At 38.1% G+C, this 14986-nt stretch carries 19 protein-coding genes; 7 read left to right on the top strand and 12 right to left on the bottom strand.

Features of this window, described 5'->3' with window-relative positions:
- Nucleotides 1–11 precede the first annotated feature (11 nt).
- Both ACHZES_RS23405 and ribE read left to right on the top strand, forming a co-directional pair.
- Complete coding sequence (locus tag ACHZES_RS23405; RefSeq protein ID WP_395547636.1) at nucleotides 12–1211, top strand: bifunctional 3,4-dihydroxy-2-butanone-4-phosphate synthase/GTP cyclohydrolase II; 1200 nt, start codon at nucleotides 12–14, stop codon at nucleotides 1209–1211.
- 24 nt (nucleotides 1212–1235) lie between these two features.
- Nucleotides 1236–1706 carry a 6,7-dimethyl-8-ribityllumazine synthase gene (gene ribE, locus ACHZES_RS23400; protein WP_154521126.1) on the top strand — a complete coding sequence of 157 codons (471 nt, stop codon included), beginning with the start codon at nucleotides 1236–1238 and terminating at the stop codon, nucleotides 1704–1706.
- Here ribE and ACHZES_RS23395 read toward each other — a convergent pair.
- From ACHZES_RS23395 to ACHZES_RS23380, 4 genes are all read right to left on the bottom strand, one after another.
- On the bottom strand, nucleotides 1681–2958 hold the full coding sequence (locus ACHZES_RS23395) for an MFS transporter (RefSeq protein ID WP_395547637.1): 1278 nt from the start codon (nucleotides 2956–2958) through the stop codon (nucleotides 1681–1683). The genes ribE and ACHZES_RS23395 overlap by 26 nt on opposite strands.
- A gap of 148 nt (nucleotides 2959–3106) precedes the next feature.
- Entirely contained in the window at nucleotides 3107–3595 is a 489-nt protein-coding gene (locus ACHZES_RS23390; RefSeq protein ID WP_395547638.1) for a MarR family winged helix-turn-helix transcriptional regulator, read from the bottom strand.
- 54 nt (nucleotides 3596–3649) lie between these two features.
- The gene (locus ACHZES_RS23385) at nucleotides 3650–4174 is read right to left on the bottom strand and encodes a PadR family transcriptional regulator (protein ID WP_395547640.1); all 525 of its coding nucleotides are present in this window, start codon (nucleotides 4172–4174) and stop codon (nucleotides 3650–3652) included.
- A gap of 24 nt (nucleotides 4175–4198) precedes the next feature.
- Nucleotides 4199–5047, bottom strand: coding sequence for a sialate O-acetylesterase (locus ACHZES_RS23380; protein ID WP_395547641.1), 849 nt, complete (start codon nucleotides 5045–5047; stop codon nucleotides 4199–4201).
- Between the two features lie 201 nt (nucleotides 5048–5248).
- Here ACHZES_RS23380 and ACHZES_RS23375 point away from each other — a divergent pair, with 201 nt between their 5' ends.
- Together ACHZES_RS23375 and ACHZES_RS23370 are read left to right on the top strand one after the other, a co-directional pair.
- Complete coding sequence (locus ACHZES_RS23375) at nucleotides 5249–6202, top strand: CatA-like O-acetyltransferase (RefSeq protein ID WP_395547642.1); 954 nt, start codon at nucleotides 5249–5251, stop codon at nucleotides 6200–6202.
- Between the two features lie 107 nt (nucleotides 6203–6309).
- Nucleotides 6310–6846, top strand: coding sequence for a flavin reductase family protein (locus ACHZES_RS23370; protein WP_395547643.1), 537 nt, complete (start codon nucleotides 6310–6312; stop codon nucleotides 6844–6846).
- A gap of 134 nt (nucleotides 6847–6980) precedes the next feature.
- Here the strand turns inward: ACHZES_RS23370 and ACHZES_RS23365 are convergent, their stop codons facing one another.
- Nucleotides 6981–7502, bottom strand: coding sequence for a nitroreductase family protein (locus tag ACHZES_RS23365; protein ID WP_395547644.1), 522 nt, complete (start codon nucleotides 7500–7502; stop codon nucleotides 6981–6983).
- 113 nt (nucleotides 7503–7615) lie between these two features.
- Here ACHZES_RS23365 and ACHZES_RS23360 point away from each other — a divergent pair, with 113 nt between their 5' ends.
- Both ACHZES_RS23360 and ACHZES_RS23355 read left to right on the top strand, forming a co-directional pair.
- The gene (locus ACHZES_RS23360; RefSeq protein ID WP_395547645.1) at nucleotides 7616–7795 is read left to right on the top strand and encodes a helix-turn-helix domain-containing protein; all 180 of its coding nucleotides are present in this window, start codon (nucleotides 7616–7618) and stop codon (nucleotides 7793–7795) included.
- 113 nt (nucleotides 7796–7908) lie between these two features.
- Complete coding sequence (locus ACHZES_RS23355; RefSeq protein WP_038279767.1) at nucleotides 7909–8409, top strand: cupin domain-containing protein; 501 nt, start codon at nucleotides 7909–7911, stop codon at nucleotides 8407–8409.
- A 57-nt stretch (nucleotides 8410–8466) separates the two neighbouring features.
- Here ACHZES_RS23355 and ACHZES_RS23350 read toward each other — a convergent pair whose 3' ends face one another.
- From ACHZES_RS23350 to ACHZES_RS23325, 6 genes are all read right to left on the bottom strand, one after another.
- Complete coding sequence (locus tag ACHZES_RS23350) at nucleotides 8467–8802, bottom strand: phage holin family protein (RefSeq protein WP_038279770.1); 336 nt, start codon at nucleotides 8800–8802, stop codon at nucleotides 8467–8469.
- 326 nt (nucleotides 8803–9128) lie between these two features.
- On the bottom strand, nucleotides 9129–9572 hold the full coding sequence (locus ACHZES_RS23345) for an SHOCT-like domain-containing protein (RefSeq protein ID WP_038279775.1): 444 nt from the start codon (nucleotides 9570–9572) through the stop codon (nucleotides 9129–9131).
- An 18-nt stretch (nucleotides 9573–9590) separates the two neighbouring features.
- Nucleotides 9591–9980 carry a DUF2089 domain-containing protein gene (locus tag ACHZES_RS23340; RefSeq protein ID WP_038279777.1) on the bottom strand — a complete coding sequence of 130 codons (390 nt, stop codon included), beginning with the start codon at nucleotides 9978–9980 and terminating at the stop codon, nucleotides 9591–9593.
- 500 nt (nucleotides 9981–10480) lie between these two features.
- A complete protein-coding gene (locus ACHZES_RS23335; protein WP_154521140.1) occupies nucleotides 10481–11764 on the bottom strand; it encodes a 4Fe-4S dicluster domain-containing protein in 1284 nt (427 codons plus the stop codon).
- A gap of 46 nt (nucleotides 11765–11810) precedes the next feature.
- Nucleotides 11811–12320 carry a GNAT family N-acetyltransferase gene (locus tag ACHZES_RS23330; protein WP_154521142.1) on the bottom strand — a complete coding sequence of 170 codons (510 nt, stop codon included), beginning with the start codon at nucleotides 12318–12320 and terminating at the stop codon, nucleotides 11811–11813.
- Nucleotides 12321–12470: 150 nt separating this feature from the next.
- A complete protein-coding gene (locus ACHZES_RS23325) occupies nucleotides 12471–13298 on the bottom strand; it encodes a MerR family DNA-binding transcriptional regulator (RefSeq protein ID WP_154521144.1) in 828 nt (275 codons plus the stop codon).
- 102 nt (nucleotides 13299–13400) lie between these two features.
- On the opposite strand from ACHZES_RS23325, the gene ACHZES_RS23320 reads away from it, so the two are divergent.
- The gene (locus ACHZES_RS23320; RefSeq protein ID WP_395547646.1) at nucleotides 13401–14003 is read left to right on the top strand and encodes a GNAT family N-acetyltransferase; all 603 of its coding nucleotides are present in this window, start codon (nucleotides 13401–13403) and stop codon (nucleotides 14001–14003) included.
- Between the two features lie 22 nt (nucleotides 14004–14025).
- Here the strand turns inward: ACHZES_RS23320 and ACHZES_RS23315 are convergent, their stop codons facing one another.
- A complete protein-coding gene (locus tag ACHZES_RS23315) occupies nucleotides 14026–14934 on the bottom strand; it encodes a helix-turn-helix domain-containing protein (protein WP_395547647.1) in 909 nt (302 codons plus the stop codon).
- Between the last annotated feature and the right edge of the window lie 52 nt (nucleotides 14935–14986).

Raw genomic sequence — 14986 nt, 5'->3', positions numbered from 1 at the left:
GAGGAATCATAATGGTTCAATATAACACCATCGAAGAGGCACTGGATGATCTTCAGCAAGGAAAAATTGTTCTGGTAACAGACGATGAAGATCGGGAAAACGAAGGAGATTTTATTTGTGCCGCTGAGTTTGCTACCACGGAAAATGTGAATTTTATGGCAATCCATGGCAAAGGTCTCATTTGCATGCCAATGGGCGCAGAGCTTTGTAAAAAACTGAAGCTCCCTCAAATGGTCTCTGATAACAACGATAACCACGAGACAGCCTTTACCGTATCCATCGATCATGTCGATACCTCCACCGGAATTTCAGCAGCAGAACGAAGTCTTACTGCCATGAAATGCGTGGACGACAACGCAAGGCCGGAAGATTTTCGCCGTCCTGGTCATATGTTCCCTCTTCTGGCAAGAAAAAACGGCGTTCTGGAGCGAAACGGACATACCGAAGCTACGGTTGATCTCATGCGGCTGGCCGGCTTAAAGGAATGCGGTTTGTGCTGTGAGATCATGCAGGAGGACGGAACCATGATGCGCACACCGCAATTGATCGCACTGGCAGAAACGTGGGGGCTTAAGATAATTACCATAAAAGCATTACAGGAATACCGCAAAAGAAAAGATAAGCTTGTTGATCAGGCCACCTGCGCTGATCTTCCGACAAAATACGGTAATTTCAAGGTTTATGGGTACATCAATAAGTTAAATGGCGAGCATCATGTGGCACTTGTAAAGGGTGAGATCGGTGACGGTCAAAATCTTTTATGCCGTGTTCATTCCGAATGCCTCACCGGTGATGCGTTCGGCTCCGAGCGTTGTGATTGCGGCCAACAGTTTGCGGCAGCCATGACACAAATAGAGAAGGAAGGCCGCGGAATTCTGCTTTATATGCGTCAGGAAGGCCGGGGGATTGGACTGATCAATAAACTGCGGGCCTATGCCCTTCAGGATAAGGGTATGGATACTCTGGAGGCTAATCTCGCACTTGGTTTTGACGGGGATATGCGGGAGTATTTTATCGGTGCGCAGATTCTGCGTGACCTTGGAGTAAAGACATTGCGCCTGCTCACGAACAATCCGGACAAAGTCTATCAGCTTTCCGGCTTTGGGATAGAGATTACTGAGCGAATCCCCATCCAGATGGATGCAAATGCAAATGATCTGTTTTATCTAAAAACCAAGCAGGAAAAAATGGGCCATATATTGAACTATTAATACATTTCTAAAGGAGAGCTTACAATGAAAACATTTGAAGGAAAACTCGTACCAAAGGATATTAAAATCGGCATTGTTGCTGCACGTTTCAATGAATTCATAACCGGAAAATTATTAAGCGGTGCCTTGGATGGATTAAAGCGCCATGAGGTCAGTGATGAGAGCATAGACATCGCATGGGTTCCCGGAGCCTTTGAGATTCCGCTAATTGCCTCTAAAATGGCAAAAAGCGGGAAATATGATGCGGTGATCTGCCTTGGTGCAGTCATTCGCGGCAGCACATCTCACTACGATTACGTGTGCAATGAGGTGTCCAAAGGCATTGCCAGTATATCCTTAAGCAGTGATATTCCTGTTATGTTTGGTGTGCTGACTACAGAAAACATCGAGCAGGCCATCGAGCGTGCAGGCACCAAAGCCGGCAACAAAGGCTTTGACTGTGCGGTTGGAGCCATTGAAATGGTCAACCTCATCCGCGAGATTGATGCTCGTTAAGACCAGGCTGATCCATTCCATAGAACATGGGGCGGGTAAAGACACTAATTCCTAACATGATCAAGGCAGCTATATAAAAAGGAAGGTATGTACTGCTTCCTATCTTTTCAAACACAATACCATAGAGGAACTGTCCAAGAGGATTCGTACACATACAAATACACATAACACAAGAAATGACTTTCCCGGTTAATTCTTTTGGTGTTAATATCTGCAGATATGTCATTACCTGTATTTGGAATAATGTTGACAATACCAACATCAGAGAACATCCCAAAAGCAAAACGATATAAATCGTCATCGGCCCTTTTAGAACCTGAAGTGCAATCCCTCCTAAAAGAATAGAAAGTGCACAGCCCATTAAGAGGAATGGACTCGTCTTTGATTTTAGTTTTTTAGAAAATACTCCGGCGAGCAGACCTCCTAATATGCATCCGGCAGCGATGATACCCTGTGCAAATCCGTATAACCGATTGGCAGTATTAGGAGCAAATCCCAGATGCTGCGTAATCAGAACTGGGACTCCTATTAAAACCAGAGAAGTCAAGAAAAGATTGATCGAAGCAAAAATTAATGACAGCTTCCACAAAATCGGCTGCTCCTTAAACATGAAACCAAAACTTTCTTTTAAGTCGTTAAAACCAGTAATGATTATATTTCCTTCTGCCTGCCTTTTTTTAAATGGAATATGGATAAAGATTTCCATTACGGCAGCCACGAAAAAGCAGCCGATACTTACATATAGAATGGGCGCTAACCCAACAATGGAAAATAATATACCGCCAATTACCGGCCCGACCATACCGGCCAGTGAGCTTATTAAATCAACAATGGAATTGGCCTGCATAATATTTTCTGTATCCACCAGAACAGGTACGCTTGCCTTTACCGCCGGTTGATATGCGCCCTGTATACCGTACAGGATTATCATTGTAATTGTCATAAGCGGAACAACATCTATCTTCCCTACCATCAGACAAAACAGGGTAATAAGCAGTGCTGTGCTAAAATCCATAATCACCATGATGTTTCTTTTGTTCACACGGTCAGCAATGATTCCTCCTATGGGAAACAGGATAAGCATAGGAATAAAAGAGCTGGCCAGAATTGTCCCAAACAAAACAGACGAGCCCGTTTGATTTAACAGGTAAAGAGGAAGCGCATACCTTAGAATCTGATTTCCAAACAAGGAAATGATCTGACCGATTGCTACAAGTATAAAATCTTTCGATAATATGGCTTTCGTTTGCATAATAGTTTATTCTCCTTTCGCGGCACTTTTTGTGTCCTCGGAAACATACTTTATCACTTTTTTGTGTCCCTGTCAACAAAAAACAGCAATAAAAAATACAGCCCGCTCTCAATAGAGTTGGGCTGCATGTAGTTTTATTATGGCACAATTATAATTTATCAAAGCATTCCGACTTAAGATCTACTCCCAGTTTATTTATTTCTGCATCCAAATGCTTATTATATTTTTCCGCAAAACCAATCATACTGTCTAATTGCTTTTCCGATATATGTTCAAATACCGCCTTATCCCGATCCTGGAACTCTTTGTGCAGTTTCTCATGGACTTTGTAAATAGCATTCCCTTGTTCCGTAAGCCTAAAATAAATTTCTTTCTTGTTATCCGGCTTCTGATAGCTATCAATAAGGCCTTTTTCTATGAGTTTTTTCGTTATTTTACTTATGGCACTCCTGGTCATATAAAAGGTCTCTGCAAGCTTTGTCACGTTGGAATCTTCACTTTTTCCGATGTATTCAATGCAATGGATTTCAGAAGGCTTATATTCTTTAAGGCTTTCTTTCATCTTATATGCATCAAGCCAAATCTTCTTATTAAATAAGTCCCAGAATTCCGCTAAGACCTGTTCTTCTTTATTCATGGCCTATCCTCCCACCCGTTGGTGTATTAACAATATTATACTGAATATGTGTTTCTATTTCAACATAATTTCATTTAACAGTCCTTCATACCATTCAACATTTACCAAATGGTGAGCAAGTGAATTTTTCAACATGTGTTTAAAATAGACAGGGTTCTCATAATCTTGTTCAAGGGATTTTTTTAATAAAGTGATCTTCTCTCTCGTTTGCATAATCTGCATTTCTATTAATTGTATAAAATCCTCCGTCTTATATTCATTGGCAAACAACATCGTAGTATAAAATGATAAATTTACATACTCTGTTTTCGAACCAAACTGAAACATTAATTTTTCAAATTCTTTATTTCCCAATTCAGTAATAATATAATTGTGGGTTTCTCTGGTGCAATCGCTCTTATCGACATCAATCTTTTTAATAAGTTGTTTTTCTTCTAATTGTTGAAGATTGTAATAAAAGGATCCTTTCGTAAAGTTCACGATATATTTGTAATGATTATCTTCCATTAGAGCTAATAGTTCGTAACCATAAGAACCTGGGTTTTGCTTTAACAAGCCTAATATTAACAGCGGAATCAAAAAATTTGCCTCCTCATAAAAAAGTTAATCATTACTGATTTGTGTGATTTGAGATTGGAATTCCTCAAACGATATTTTTCCTAATGCAAAATCCTTGCTTTTGATATGGATCCTTTCAGCTTTTGTATGAGTCCTGGTGTCGATTCGTTTTATCAGCTCATTTTCATTCACCAATGGCTCCATGATATGCTGCCTTTTATCAAATGCTTCAAAATATCTTAGACCAAATTTTCTTTGCGAAACTGCATCAATATGGATCCCATCCGGATTAGAAGTTAAACCTTCAGCAGTAACAAAGTAACAGTTGTCTTGCTCAAAGGCAAATTTCTGCAACTCTTGATTGATATAATGATATTCTGTGCAGCTTTTTCCAAACCCTTCTTTGCCAAGGAAATCTCCTAACCCGCCAATGATCATAGGAATATTGGGAGAATTCAATTCTTTCCTTAGAGTTTCAATGATTAAAAGTAATTTTTTATAATAAACGTTGTAATTCCCGTTGTTACTGTCACTTTCACCCTGATGCCATAAAATTCCCGTCAGCTCACTATTCTGGATTGCAAATTTAGCTTCATTCACCGCATGTTTAAAAAGTACCCCATCGATAGCCCACTCATCAAGGGTGCTTCCGCCTTCCGCGCAAGGAATCAATCCAATGATATCCATCTCATTGATCTGGCACCATGCGTCTGCAAAGGATGCTGCAAGGCTTATTCCTGAAACAGGACGGTCATAATTGATGGGTTCCGTCATCATCTGCCATCTGCCATTGCGCTGCATCTGTATTCTTTCATTATAAATAGGGGATACTTCGTCAATAAATCCCCGGCCAGCCATATTAGACTGTCCTAGCATTAAAAATGATTTAACCATTTTTTACCCTCTTTTTCAGTATCGTACGATAGCAATTTAATCGAATTCATTTATACATTTTTATCTTAGTCTAATTAGACTATATTGTCAACTTATATTGCAATAATGGAAGAACTCTACGGAGCGTTTATTGAAAAGCCAAAAATCTAGGACTACAATAGTTCGTGGGGAGAGAATTTCATTGAAAAGGAGAAAATGAATATGGATAAAATTAAAATAGATAAATTTCTTGATGATCAGGGTAAAATTACGCAATTACCACAAAAGCAATCCGTCAGAGTTGCGACCCTCCGTTATCTGGCGGAAAAATTTGAATCAAACCAAAATTATACAGAAAAAGAAGTAAACACCATCTGTGAAGATTGGCATACTTTCGGAGATTATTTCATACTCAGGCGGGAACTTATTGATAATGGTTTATTATGCCGTGAGCCAAACGGATCACGTTATTGGAAACCAAAGACCGATCTGCCGAATAAAACAGATAAAGAATTACGATTAAATACTGCATTTCATCCCATTGATTTTGATAACTGGGATAGGAAACAATATTTTTATTATTTCACGAAAATGTTACCTACCGGGTTTTCCATTAGTGTGGAAGCAGACATTACCAACACCTACAACATGATGAAAAAGCAAAACAAAAAGTTCTTCCCCGCTTATTTATATCTGGCGTCAAAACTAATCGCTGAGCAGCAGGAATTTCGTATCTCCAAGTTAAATGAACAGCTGGGTTATTATGAGGTTTTGCATCCCTCATATGCATGCTTCCATAAAGATGACAAGACGATGTCAAATATGTGGACGGAGTATGACCCGAATTTCGAGGTTTTCTATCACAATTACATGGAAGATCAATATAAATATGCAGATAACCATGGGATATTGGCTAAGCCTGATACTCCACCGCAGAATAGCTTTATGATAGGTATGCTGCCATGGATAAAATTTACAAGCTACACGCCGGTACCTTATGCTGATATCAATAATTATTTTCCTGTAATACAGGCAGGGCGATTTTTTGATAGAGAGGGGAAAATATATATGCCTCTATCGATTACCGTTCACCATGCTGTGGCTGACGGATATCATGTGGGGCTGTTTTTAGAAAAGTTCAAGACTGGTATCGCTGACCCTGAAAGCTGGGTATAATAGCTATCACTCTCCTTTTTTACAGTATCTAACCTAAAAGTGCATACTTGCTAATATAATGATCCTATCATAATATTATAAATATAAATGACAAGGAGGATAATTCAATGAAAAGAGAGATTGAAGTATTTGATTATACAAATGAGATCATGAAAGCGCTAAAAACAGGCGTTTTGCTGACTACAAAGACAGATGACAAGGTGAATTCCATGACAATTTCCTGGGGTACTCTGGGAATTGAATGGTCAAAACCGATCTTTACTGTTTTCGTTAGAGAAAATCGCTTTACAAAACTTCAGCTGGAAAAGAATCCGGAATTTACGATAAATATACCATACGGCGATTTTAACAAAAAGATCCTGGGGGTCTGCGGGACAAAATCCGGTCATTCCATTGATAAAATTAAAGAACTTAATCTGACGCTTGAAACACCCAATGCTATTTCTGTTCCGGCTATTAAGGAACTTCCTTTAACACTTGAGTGCAGGGTTGTATATAAGCAAAAGCAAGATGAGCATGAAATTACCGAAGATTACAGAAACGCATTTTACCCACAGGATGTAGACAGTTCATTCCACGGCGCAAACAAAGATTTTCATACCGCTTATTACGGTGAGATTCTAAGTGCATATATCATCGAATAATATCAATATCAGGCCTGTTTTTGTTCGTATGTAACCAATATTATAAAGCTTTTAAGCATAACTAAAACCTCCTGTCGTATTCTAATCCTACGACAAGAGGTCTTTTTGGGGGCAATAGCCTGTTTTATTTAGAATCAAAATTTGTTGTAATGAAGCTTATGATATAGCAGTGTACTTTCTTCATATGGCTTTTTCTCCTCTGCAGGATAGCCAATGGCAATCATACATTCAACACGATATTGCTCAGGTATTTCCAGCAATTCTCTTATATAATCTCCTGCTGTCTCCTGCTCTGTATGGAATCTTTCTCTTACTTGAATCCAACACGACCCAAGATCTAAATCCTGTACCGTTAATTGAATAATCGTTGCCGCTATGGATGTATCTTCGATCCACACATCACTTGAAGCTTTATCCGCTAATACTACGATTGCCAAAGGAGCACCTGATAAAAACTGAGAAGCCGGTTCTCTGCAAAGAGAGAGCTGGCGGATTAACTCCGCATCGGTGACGGCGATAAACTGCCAGGGCCTGATGGACCGGGATGATGGAGACAGAAGGGCACTTTTAAGAATTACATCGATTTTTTCTTTTTCAACTTCCTTGTTTTGAAACTTTCTAATGCTTCTCCTTGATTTTAAAATGTCGAATAACATAAATTGCTCCTTTCTATGTTCTTTGCGGGTGGTTACCTTAATTTTATCCTTAGAAATAAAGAAAGTCAATGATACAAACACCTCCTATACTGCCATACTAATGTACTCTTAGTATGTCCATTGCCTGCAATCTCCTAAGTGAATCTTCTCTCTCCGTATCCTGCGTTTCAAAGCAGGTGGGTTACCTTAACTGCAGTAAATTCATTACGATATTTCAGCGTCACTACGGTATGACTCCGCTCAAGTACCGGAATTCCTTATCAGAGGCAACTTCAAATAATGAAGCGGAGTAACGTGGTACAGTGAAACAAAAAAGCTTTTAAATGCATAAAATTTATGGAATTAAATTTACATATCCCAATAATAAGATATAATAAAATAAGGAAAATTTGAAAGGAGTAACACTATGAATACCGCAGATTACTTTATTAAGAACTTGAACATGACACCGCATCCGGAAGGCGGATTTTATAAGGAGATTTATGCGTCCGAAGAAAATATAACCTCAAATGATTTAAAGGTTGACTTTGAGGGATCACGAATCCTTTGGACAAGTATTTATTTTTTACTTAGGGACGGAGAAGTATCTAATTTTCACAGACTTAAATCTGATGAAATGTGGTACTATCATTCAGGTTCTCCGCTGACGATTTATATGATTAGCCCAGAAGGAGAGTTAATTACTGAACAGCTTGGCCTTGACATCGAACATGGTGAAAAGCCTCAAATATTAGTACCGAAAAATTATATATTTGGTTCCGCTATGAATCATGAAGGATATGCTTTGGTTGGCTGCATGGTATCGCCAGGATTTGAATTTAGAGATTTTGAGTTATTTAAAAGAAATGAGCTGATTGCAAAATATCCCCAGCACCAGCAGATCATTCATAAACTGACTATTGATTAATAATTGTTTAAGAGGATACTCCAAGGTTATCTTTGGAGTATCCTCTTTATTTGACACCTAATTTCTATCCTTTAGCATATGGTTAACGATAACGATGACAAAAGCGGCAAGCAGTGAATTAAGAAAGCCGCCCATACTGATACCTGTTACAAAATGATCTGCAATCATGATCGTCCAGGCATTTACAATAAAGCTGAATAATCCTAAGGTCAGCAAGCTGACCGGTAATGTAATCAATAACAGAATCGGCTTTAATATAAAGTTTACCACTAACAGCACCAATCCCATAATAAGAAGCGCTGAGATACTGCCAATATAAATCGAGGGTATTACCAATGACAGCAGATATATTGCTATTATGATAGATATATATTTTATGAACAGTTTCGACATTATTACCTCCAATTGACATGCTCTACCTGATTTTAATTAAAACTTTGACTTCGTCAGTTGTAATATCGACAAGATCATATGGTTCATCCCCAGCCAAAGAATCCAGTATTTTTTTAGTCATGATAACAAGTTCTTTTACTGAATACATGGTAATTGAGGCGGACGAACCCTGATCAGGTACTTTCGGTATAAAAATACATGTGGCTGTCAATAAGTCCTGAAAACAGTCCAATAATTCCTGAAAGATATACAAGGGGATTGGAAAGGGAATACGTATTAACCTTCTGTTCTCAATCCGGAGCTTGATCCACAGAAAACGACAGCCCCTAATCGACATAAACTCTTACCTTTACCATTGAATTGTGGCTTTCATCCCAAGCTTCTACATCAACAATATTCGGGTCATCCAGGGAACCATTTATGATTTCCTCAATAATCTTTGCAAAATCTATGCTGGAAATATCGATACCCTTTGCTTCCATCTCTCTTCTGGCATCCGCAGGAACCATAGTAGTCATCTTATCAGCAATTTCACTGATCGTGGTCAGCAGGCGTAACGGTATATTTACATTTACATTAACGGAATTGTTATCCGACGTAACCTTTACCTTAAGGAACTTATAATTTCGTTTTGCAGTTGTTACGATTTCACCCTTTTGAATCGGTTCTGTTACTTTTGTCGCATTCAGGGCTTCCAAAAGCTCCATCCCTTCGGCAGCGGTAATCTGCCCTTTTTCTATCATTTCCAGTATTTTCTGCTGTTCACTCATTGACTGACCCTCCTATAATTATAGATTTTTAATCCGTTCCGTTGCTTCTTTCGGGGAGATTTCTCCCTTCGATAATTGATCAAGAATTTCATTTCTGGCGGCTGTTTTATCTTCACTTTCCTTAACCAACTCTTTTGATGATACTTCATACCCAAGACCTCTTATGACTGAATCCAGTTTACCACGGACCGTAGGATAAGAGATACCCAGCTCTTTCTCAACATCCTTGATATTACCGCGACATCTTATGAATACTTTGACAAACTCGAGATCTTCTCCTGGAAGACGACAAAATTCGCAAGGCTGGAAATCGCCTTCGATGGCTGTAGAGCACCTGGGACAGCTTAGCTTGGTTATGGAAAGCTTCTCACCGCATACGGGACATTTACCCGGAGCTTTGTATTTCATATTTTCACCTTCCTGATTAGTATTTGATTATAATATACGACCGAAAATTAAATATGTCAATAGAAACATCAATAATATTAATAATAATATTAAAATAATTTATTTATCTGTTAAATATATTGAATCATCCTTTTAAATATATTAATTAATCCTGCCCATTTGATAATAAAAATCCACCATATGCTCTTTCGTGTCATTTTTTTCCTTAGATATTCTATAATTCTTTAAACTTATTGAATATCTCTTGATCATCTACTGTTAGATTATGTGTTTATGCAGTCAATCTTGCCTTTAACCGCCTTTCTAAACATAATATCCGGGGTTCTGGGATCAATATGCTTTTATTGCACTTGTTCGCTCATGTTGCTTTAGATTATGCTTTCTGCATCTTTGTAAAAAGAGGCTAAGTTTACAGGTCCATAAAGCAGACCTAAAAACTTAGCCTCTTGATTTTTGTAAGCTATATCTTGAAATGAATCCTCATTATTTCTGTATACATTTTACGACCTTTTAGTGCTCTTATTTGATAGCAATTTATCCAAATATATAGATTTAAACTGTTTGCTGGCCATTACCTGGTTTAATGGGGGTAATTTAAGAATAACACCAAGTACTGCTGCCATCGCACGATGATTGGCAAATGCCTGATTATCAAATATGAGATTTTGGAGAGTTCCCTTTTCGATTGCTTGCAGCACAAACCTATGGGTACTATTAACCGGTGTAATGACTTGTACCTCTCTTCGCACTAATTCAATGGCATTTTTAGGACAGCTTCGCACACATACACCACAGCCAAGACATACCTCCTCGTCCACCTGAGCGATTGCTTTCCCCTCTTTGCTTTTTTGTATGGATATCGCCAATACCGGACATACCTTTGCGCATTTACCACATCCTATACATTGTTCTGAAATCTTAGGTATATAATTTGTAGTTGCCACAGGCTGCATTGGACTGAATTTTCTTGCTGCCTGCAGGGCTTCGCAGCAGCAACCGCAGCAATTGCAGATAAAAGCCGGGGCTTCACGAACATTTTCACCAATTTGAACCAGATTCGCTGAATAAGAACGCTCCAATACATCCATTGCTTCTTTCTTATCAATTAATCTTGCATGCTGCCCATTTTCTGCAAGAGAACGGGCCACATTTCCAAGAGTGAGGCAAACATCTAACGGAGCATTTATTTCACATGGGTGGCCTGCATGCAGCATCTTATGCCTGCAATAACAGGTTCCAAGGCCTATATAATCTGCATCTTCAATAATATGGCTGGCTCTTTCATAATCCAAAATATGAATTGTGTTTTCACTTGTCAGAACCGGCTCCTGAACATAGACTCGTCCAAGATACGTCTCTGTTGCAAAAAATAAATCCTTAACAAAATCTTCCTCTACATTCATGTATTGATAATACAATTCACTTAAATATTTCTGATCAATATCGCCTCTTGTACGCATCAATGCAAATTCAATGAATCCGGCCATTGGCGGCGGCATTACAAATTGACGTACCCCATTATAAAATGAATCCACAAGTAATGCTTTCTCACAAAGATGCTCTAAAAAAGCTTCTGCTTTCCATTCACTGGTGTTCCAGATTTTAGCTGCTTTTTTAGCTGTAAATGGACGAACCGGCAATAATGCGACCCATTTGGCTTCTTTTTCTGTATATAAAACTTGCAAAATTTTATACAGGCTTTCCGTTGGCGGAGCCCCTTGTGTAAACCAATTGATTCTTTCTTCTAAATTCTTATAGGCATCTTTGCTTGTAATATGTCCCATGGATTCACCTTCCTAATATAAAGTATGGATCGTGTTATATCTGATTTTAATCCTCTTTAATCAGTGCGTACATTTTCATATCGAGAATAACCCCATTTTTTACTGCATTCTTTCTCAGGATACCTTCACACTGGAAACCTGCCTTTTCAAGAATATGGCAAGATGCCGTATTATAAGCAAAGGGTTCTGCAAAAATCCGTATGATATCCGTATGTTCGAAAATATACTTACAGGTCTGCTTCACTGCATTTGTACCAATTCCTTTACCCCAATAGGATTCTGCTATATAATAACCCATTTCAGCACTTCTGAAATGAATGTTGTTACAGCGGAACACTCCAATGCTTCCAATCGCTTTATCATCTACCGTAATTGCAAATGTGTATGTCGCATCCTTGTCCGCCGACAACATAGAGGTAATGTATTCTTTCGCATCTTCAACGGTATAGGGATAAGGTATCCCATCTCTTAGATTATCCTGGATTTTCTTGTTGTTTATCACTGATGCTAAATTTTCGGCATCCTCTATCTGCCATTCCCGTATTTTACACTCCATTTAAATATCTCCCTTCCAATTGGAATTCAACTCAGAAAAGATGCTTCATTATGAACTCCTTTATTCATGCAAATCATCTCAAGCTCATTATACAATATCTCTGCCTTTTATTTCCACTCCTAAAAATCTGATTCCAACACATAATTAGGATTATGCTGGGTTATGTGGAAAGTAAATTTCTACAAAGTACTCATGTTCCATACTTTTATGAGGCAACGCAAATCGAAATTTAATTAACAGAACGGTATCGCGCAAATTAAAATGACGACATAATTCATATAGGTATTCCATTAAATCTTTTTGAGTTCCCCAAAATGAAATGCTTCCGTAACAACCGGCTATGTGATGTCGTGATACAAAATCAGATTTTGATGCAAATTCTAAACTCCTTTGCAATATGTTCGTATTTATCATATTGTCAAGAACGGAAAGCCCGATTGTCTCGCCGTTTTCTACAATTATTCCATTTACCTCAACATAATAACAGAACCATTGCTCAAACGATTCCATGCCATCTATTTGATGCGAGATTGTATTTTCACCCAGCAGTGTTTGTAAATCCACGTTGTAAATAGTCAAATTCATCTCTTTATTAATGGCAACGGAAGAAAAGCTATAATCATTTTGAAATTCAGCGATCGTTTGCAGCAGCTCCAACATACCCTCAGTGTATTGCCCAAGCTGGTTTAATATCTTTTGTTTTTCATAGATACGGCTGCTCTGCTCTTGCATCATGGACATATATCCATTAATACTTTCCGAATCTATTTTTTCTTTCATTTGATCCAGAGGGATTTCAGTGAATTTTCCTACCAGAATCATTTCCAGAATATCCAGATGCTCCAAAGAATAATACCGGTAACCGCTCTGGGAATCAACGATTGGTTCAAGCAACCCCTTTCGATCATAGTGACGCAAAGTATCCAAAGATATACCATACAATTTGCTTACTTGTCCAATCCGTAACAATCCGCGCATCTTGCCCTCCCAAAAATAAAATCGAACTATTGACTCTTGAGCTGCTCAAGGGTTTATGGTAAGTATAGTACCTAAATAAACGTTTGTAAAGGAAGGCTTGTCATGGATCATATTACGATTGAAGAGTATCAAGATAAAGATTTCGAAAGCGTAATTGCTTTATTAGTTCATTCTTTTAAAAGCAAGTTTTGCCATCGTCAAGATTTAAGTGTTCACGATATAAAAGATATGATATATGCTTCTTGGGATTTGAAAGCCGGTGATCCCGCCTATCTCCATTTTGTTGCAAAACAAAATCAAACTATTGTTGGAGTGATATTAATACGCTGCGGAAAAAAAGAAAAAGGAAATAAGCGAATACCGATTATTTCCTTATGCAAAAGGTATGGTGTCATGAATACCATACTGCTTTTTTTTAAAATGTTGCTCCTAGATGCTAATACACCAAATGAATGCTATATAGAACACATTGCAGTTAGTGACACATTACGTGGGAAAGGTATTGGCAAGCAGCTGCTTCAATACGCGGAACAGGCATTATGGGATCGAGGCTATACTTCTTGGTCATTAGCGGTTGCTGAAGATAATCCTGCAAAAAGCCTTTATTCCAGGTTAGGATTTAAAGAGATAAAAAAGATAAAAAGCCCGTTAAAAGGATTTTTTGTCGGAACTTATCACTGGTCTTTTATGCAGAAGAATTTTTAAGAATACAGCAATCCAAATACCCCTATATTGATGCGGCATGTTCACGGCAAATATTCCGATATGATGTAGGGGATACCCCTCTTTTAGCAGTAAACTGTTTTATAAAATAAGTGTCATATTCAAATCCTGTGGAACGTGCAATTTCATTCAGACTCATGTCTGTGTGGACCAGAAGGTCCCCTGCGACTTGCATTCGGTACAACTGTAAATAGCCCATTGCTGTACAGCCGCATCTCTCTTTAAACATTTCATTTAAAGATACCCGATTTAAGTGTGCACAGCTGGTTAAGTCCTCCAATATAATTTTATTTGAATAATTCGTGTAAATATATTCTAAAACTAAATCAACGGGTGATTGTTCCGCCTGGCGATTTAAATTCTCAAGCAGGCCCAGTATTTGTATCAGGTACTTTTTTATCCGGCATACCCAAAGTGCATCGCTTTGTGCAAATACTTCTGTACCAAGCACAAAAAACCATTCAAATAATTTCGGATATGCATTAGCAGTTACTAGAGGTACCCCGGTTTGTGAATGATCTCTTCGAAAAAGCGAAAGACCGGTTTGTATTCTCAGATTCGTTGAAGTGTTGTCCAGCTTTTCGGATAACCGTGTACTGTTCAAAAAATCCTTATGAAAGCTGAAGGATTGTGCTGAAACACTGTTTTTGTCAGATATTCTTATTGTATCTTTATTCGATAAACATAAAACGCCTGGTGCAGATACTTTCATTGGGCGGTCGTTCAATATACCTGTGATACTTCCGTTTGTAATAAAAATAATTGTAAAGCGCTCCTTATATGGAAGAGTTTCTAAATCCTCGGCAGTAACAAATTCAATATTTACAATCCGATTTTTATGGCGGTCAATTTGAGGCATTGCAGTCTCCTCCCTCTCTGCAGATTGTATAGTTAAAAACTTCATTTCTCTCATTGTATCATATTTTTTAAATGGTACACTTTAAACATATAAAATCTTCATCAAA

Origin of the sequence: Lacrimispora sanguinis, from assembly GCF_044987295.1 — a bacterium.
GTDB lineage: Bacteria > Bacillota > Clostridia > Lachnospirales > Lachnospiraceae > Lacrimispora > Lacrimispora celerecrescens_B.
This window is presented reverse-complemented; position numbering and strand designations above follow the sequence as displayed.

Coding starts and splice junctions, on each gene's coding strand:
- ACHZES_RS23405 (WP_395547636.1), top strand. CDS start 12: ATGGTTCAATATAACACCATCGAAGAGGCACTGGATGATCTTCAGCAA.
- ACHZES_RS23355 (WP_038279767.1), top strand. CDS start 7,909: ATGAATACCGCAGATTACTTTATTAAGAACTTGAACATGACACCGCAT.
- ACHZES_RS23325 (WP_154521144.1), bottom strand. CDS start 13,298: ATGCGCGGATTGTTACGGATTGGACAAGTAAGCAAATTGTATGGTATA.
- ACHZES_RS23335 (WP_154521140.1), bottom strand. CDS start 11,764: ATGGGACATATTACAAGCAAAGATGCCTATAAGAATTTAGAAGAAAGA.
- ACHZES_RS23375 (WP_395547642.1), top strand. CDS start 5,249: ATGGATAAAATTAAAATAGATAAATTTCTTGATGATCAGGGTAAAATT.
- ACHZES_RS23315 (WP_395547647.1), bottom strand. CDS start 14,934: ATGAGAGAAATGAAGTTTTTAACTATACAATCTGCAGAGAGGGAGGAG.
- ACHZES_RS23340 (WP_038279777.1), bottom strand. CDS start 9,980: ATGAAATACAAAGCTCCGGGTAAATGTCCCGTATGCGGTGAGAAGCTT.
- ACHZES_RS23370 (WP_395547643.1), top strand. CDS start 6,310: ATGAAAAGAGAGATTGAAGTATTTGATTATACAAATGAGATCATGAAA.
- ACHZES_RS23345 (WP_038279775.1), bottom strand. CDS start 9,572: ATGAGTGAACAGCAGAAAATACTGGAAATGATAGAAAAAGGGCAGATT.
- ACHZES_RS23395 (WP_395547637.1), bottom strand. CDS start 2,958: ATGCAAACGAAAGCCATATTATCGAAAGATTTTATACTTGTAGCAATC.
- ACHZES_RS23320 (WP_395547646.1), top strand. CDS start 13,401: ATGGATCATATTACGATTGAAGAGTATCAAGATAAAGATTTCGAAAGC.
- ribE (WP_154521126.1), top strand. CDS start 1,236: ATGAAAACATTTGAAGGAAAACTCGTACCAAAGGATATTAAAATCGGC.
- ACHZES_RS23365 (WP_395547644.1), bottom strand. CDS start 7,502: ATGTTATTCGACATTTTAAAATCAAGGAGAAGCATTAGAAAGTTTCAA.
- ACHZES_RS23390 (WP_395547638.1), bottom strand. CDS start 3,595: ATGAATAAAGAAGAACAGGTCTTAGCGGAATTCTGGGACTTATTTAAT.
- ACHZES_RS23350 (WP_038279770.1), bottom strand. CDS start 8,802: ATGTCGAAACTGTTCATAAAATATATATCTATCATAATAGCAATATAT.
- ACHZES_RS23380 (WP_395547641.1), bottom strand. CDS start 5,047: ATGGTTAAATCATTTTTAATGCTAGGACAGTCTAATATGGCTGGCCGG.
- ACHZES_RS23360 (WP_395547645.1), top strand. CDS start 7,616: ATGTCCATTGCCTGCAATCTCCTAAGTGAATCTTCTCTCTCCGTATCC.
- ACHZES_RS23330 (WP_154521142.1), bottom strand. CDS start 12,320: ATGGAGTGTAAAATACGGGAATGGCAGATAGAGGATGCCGAAAATTTA.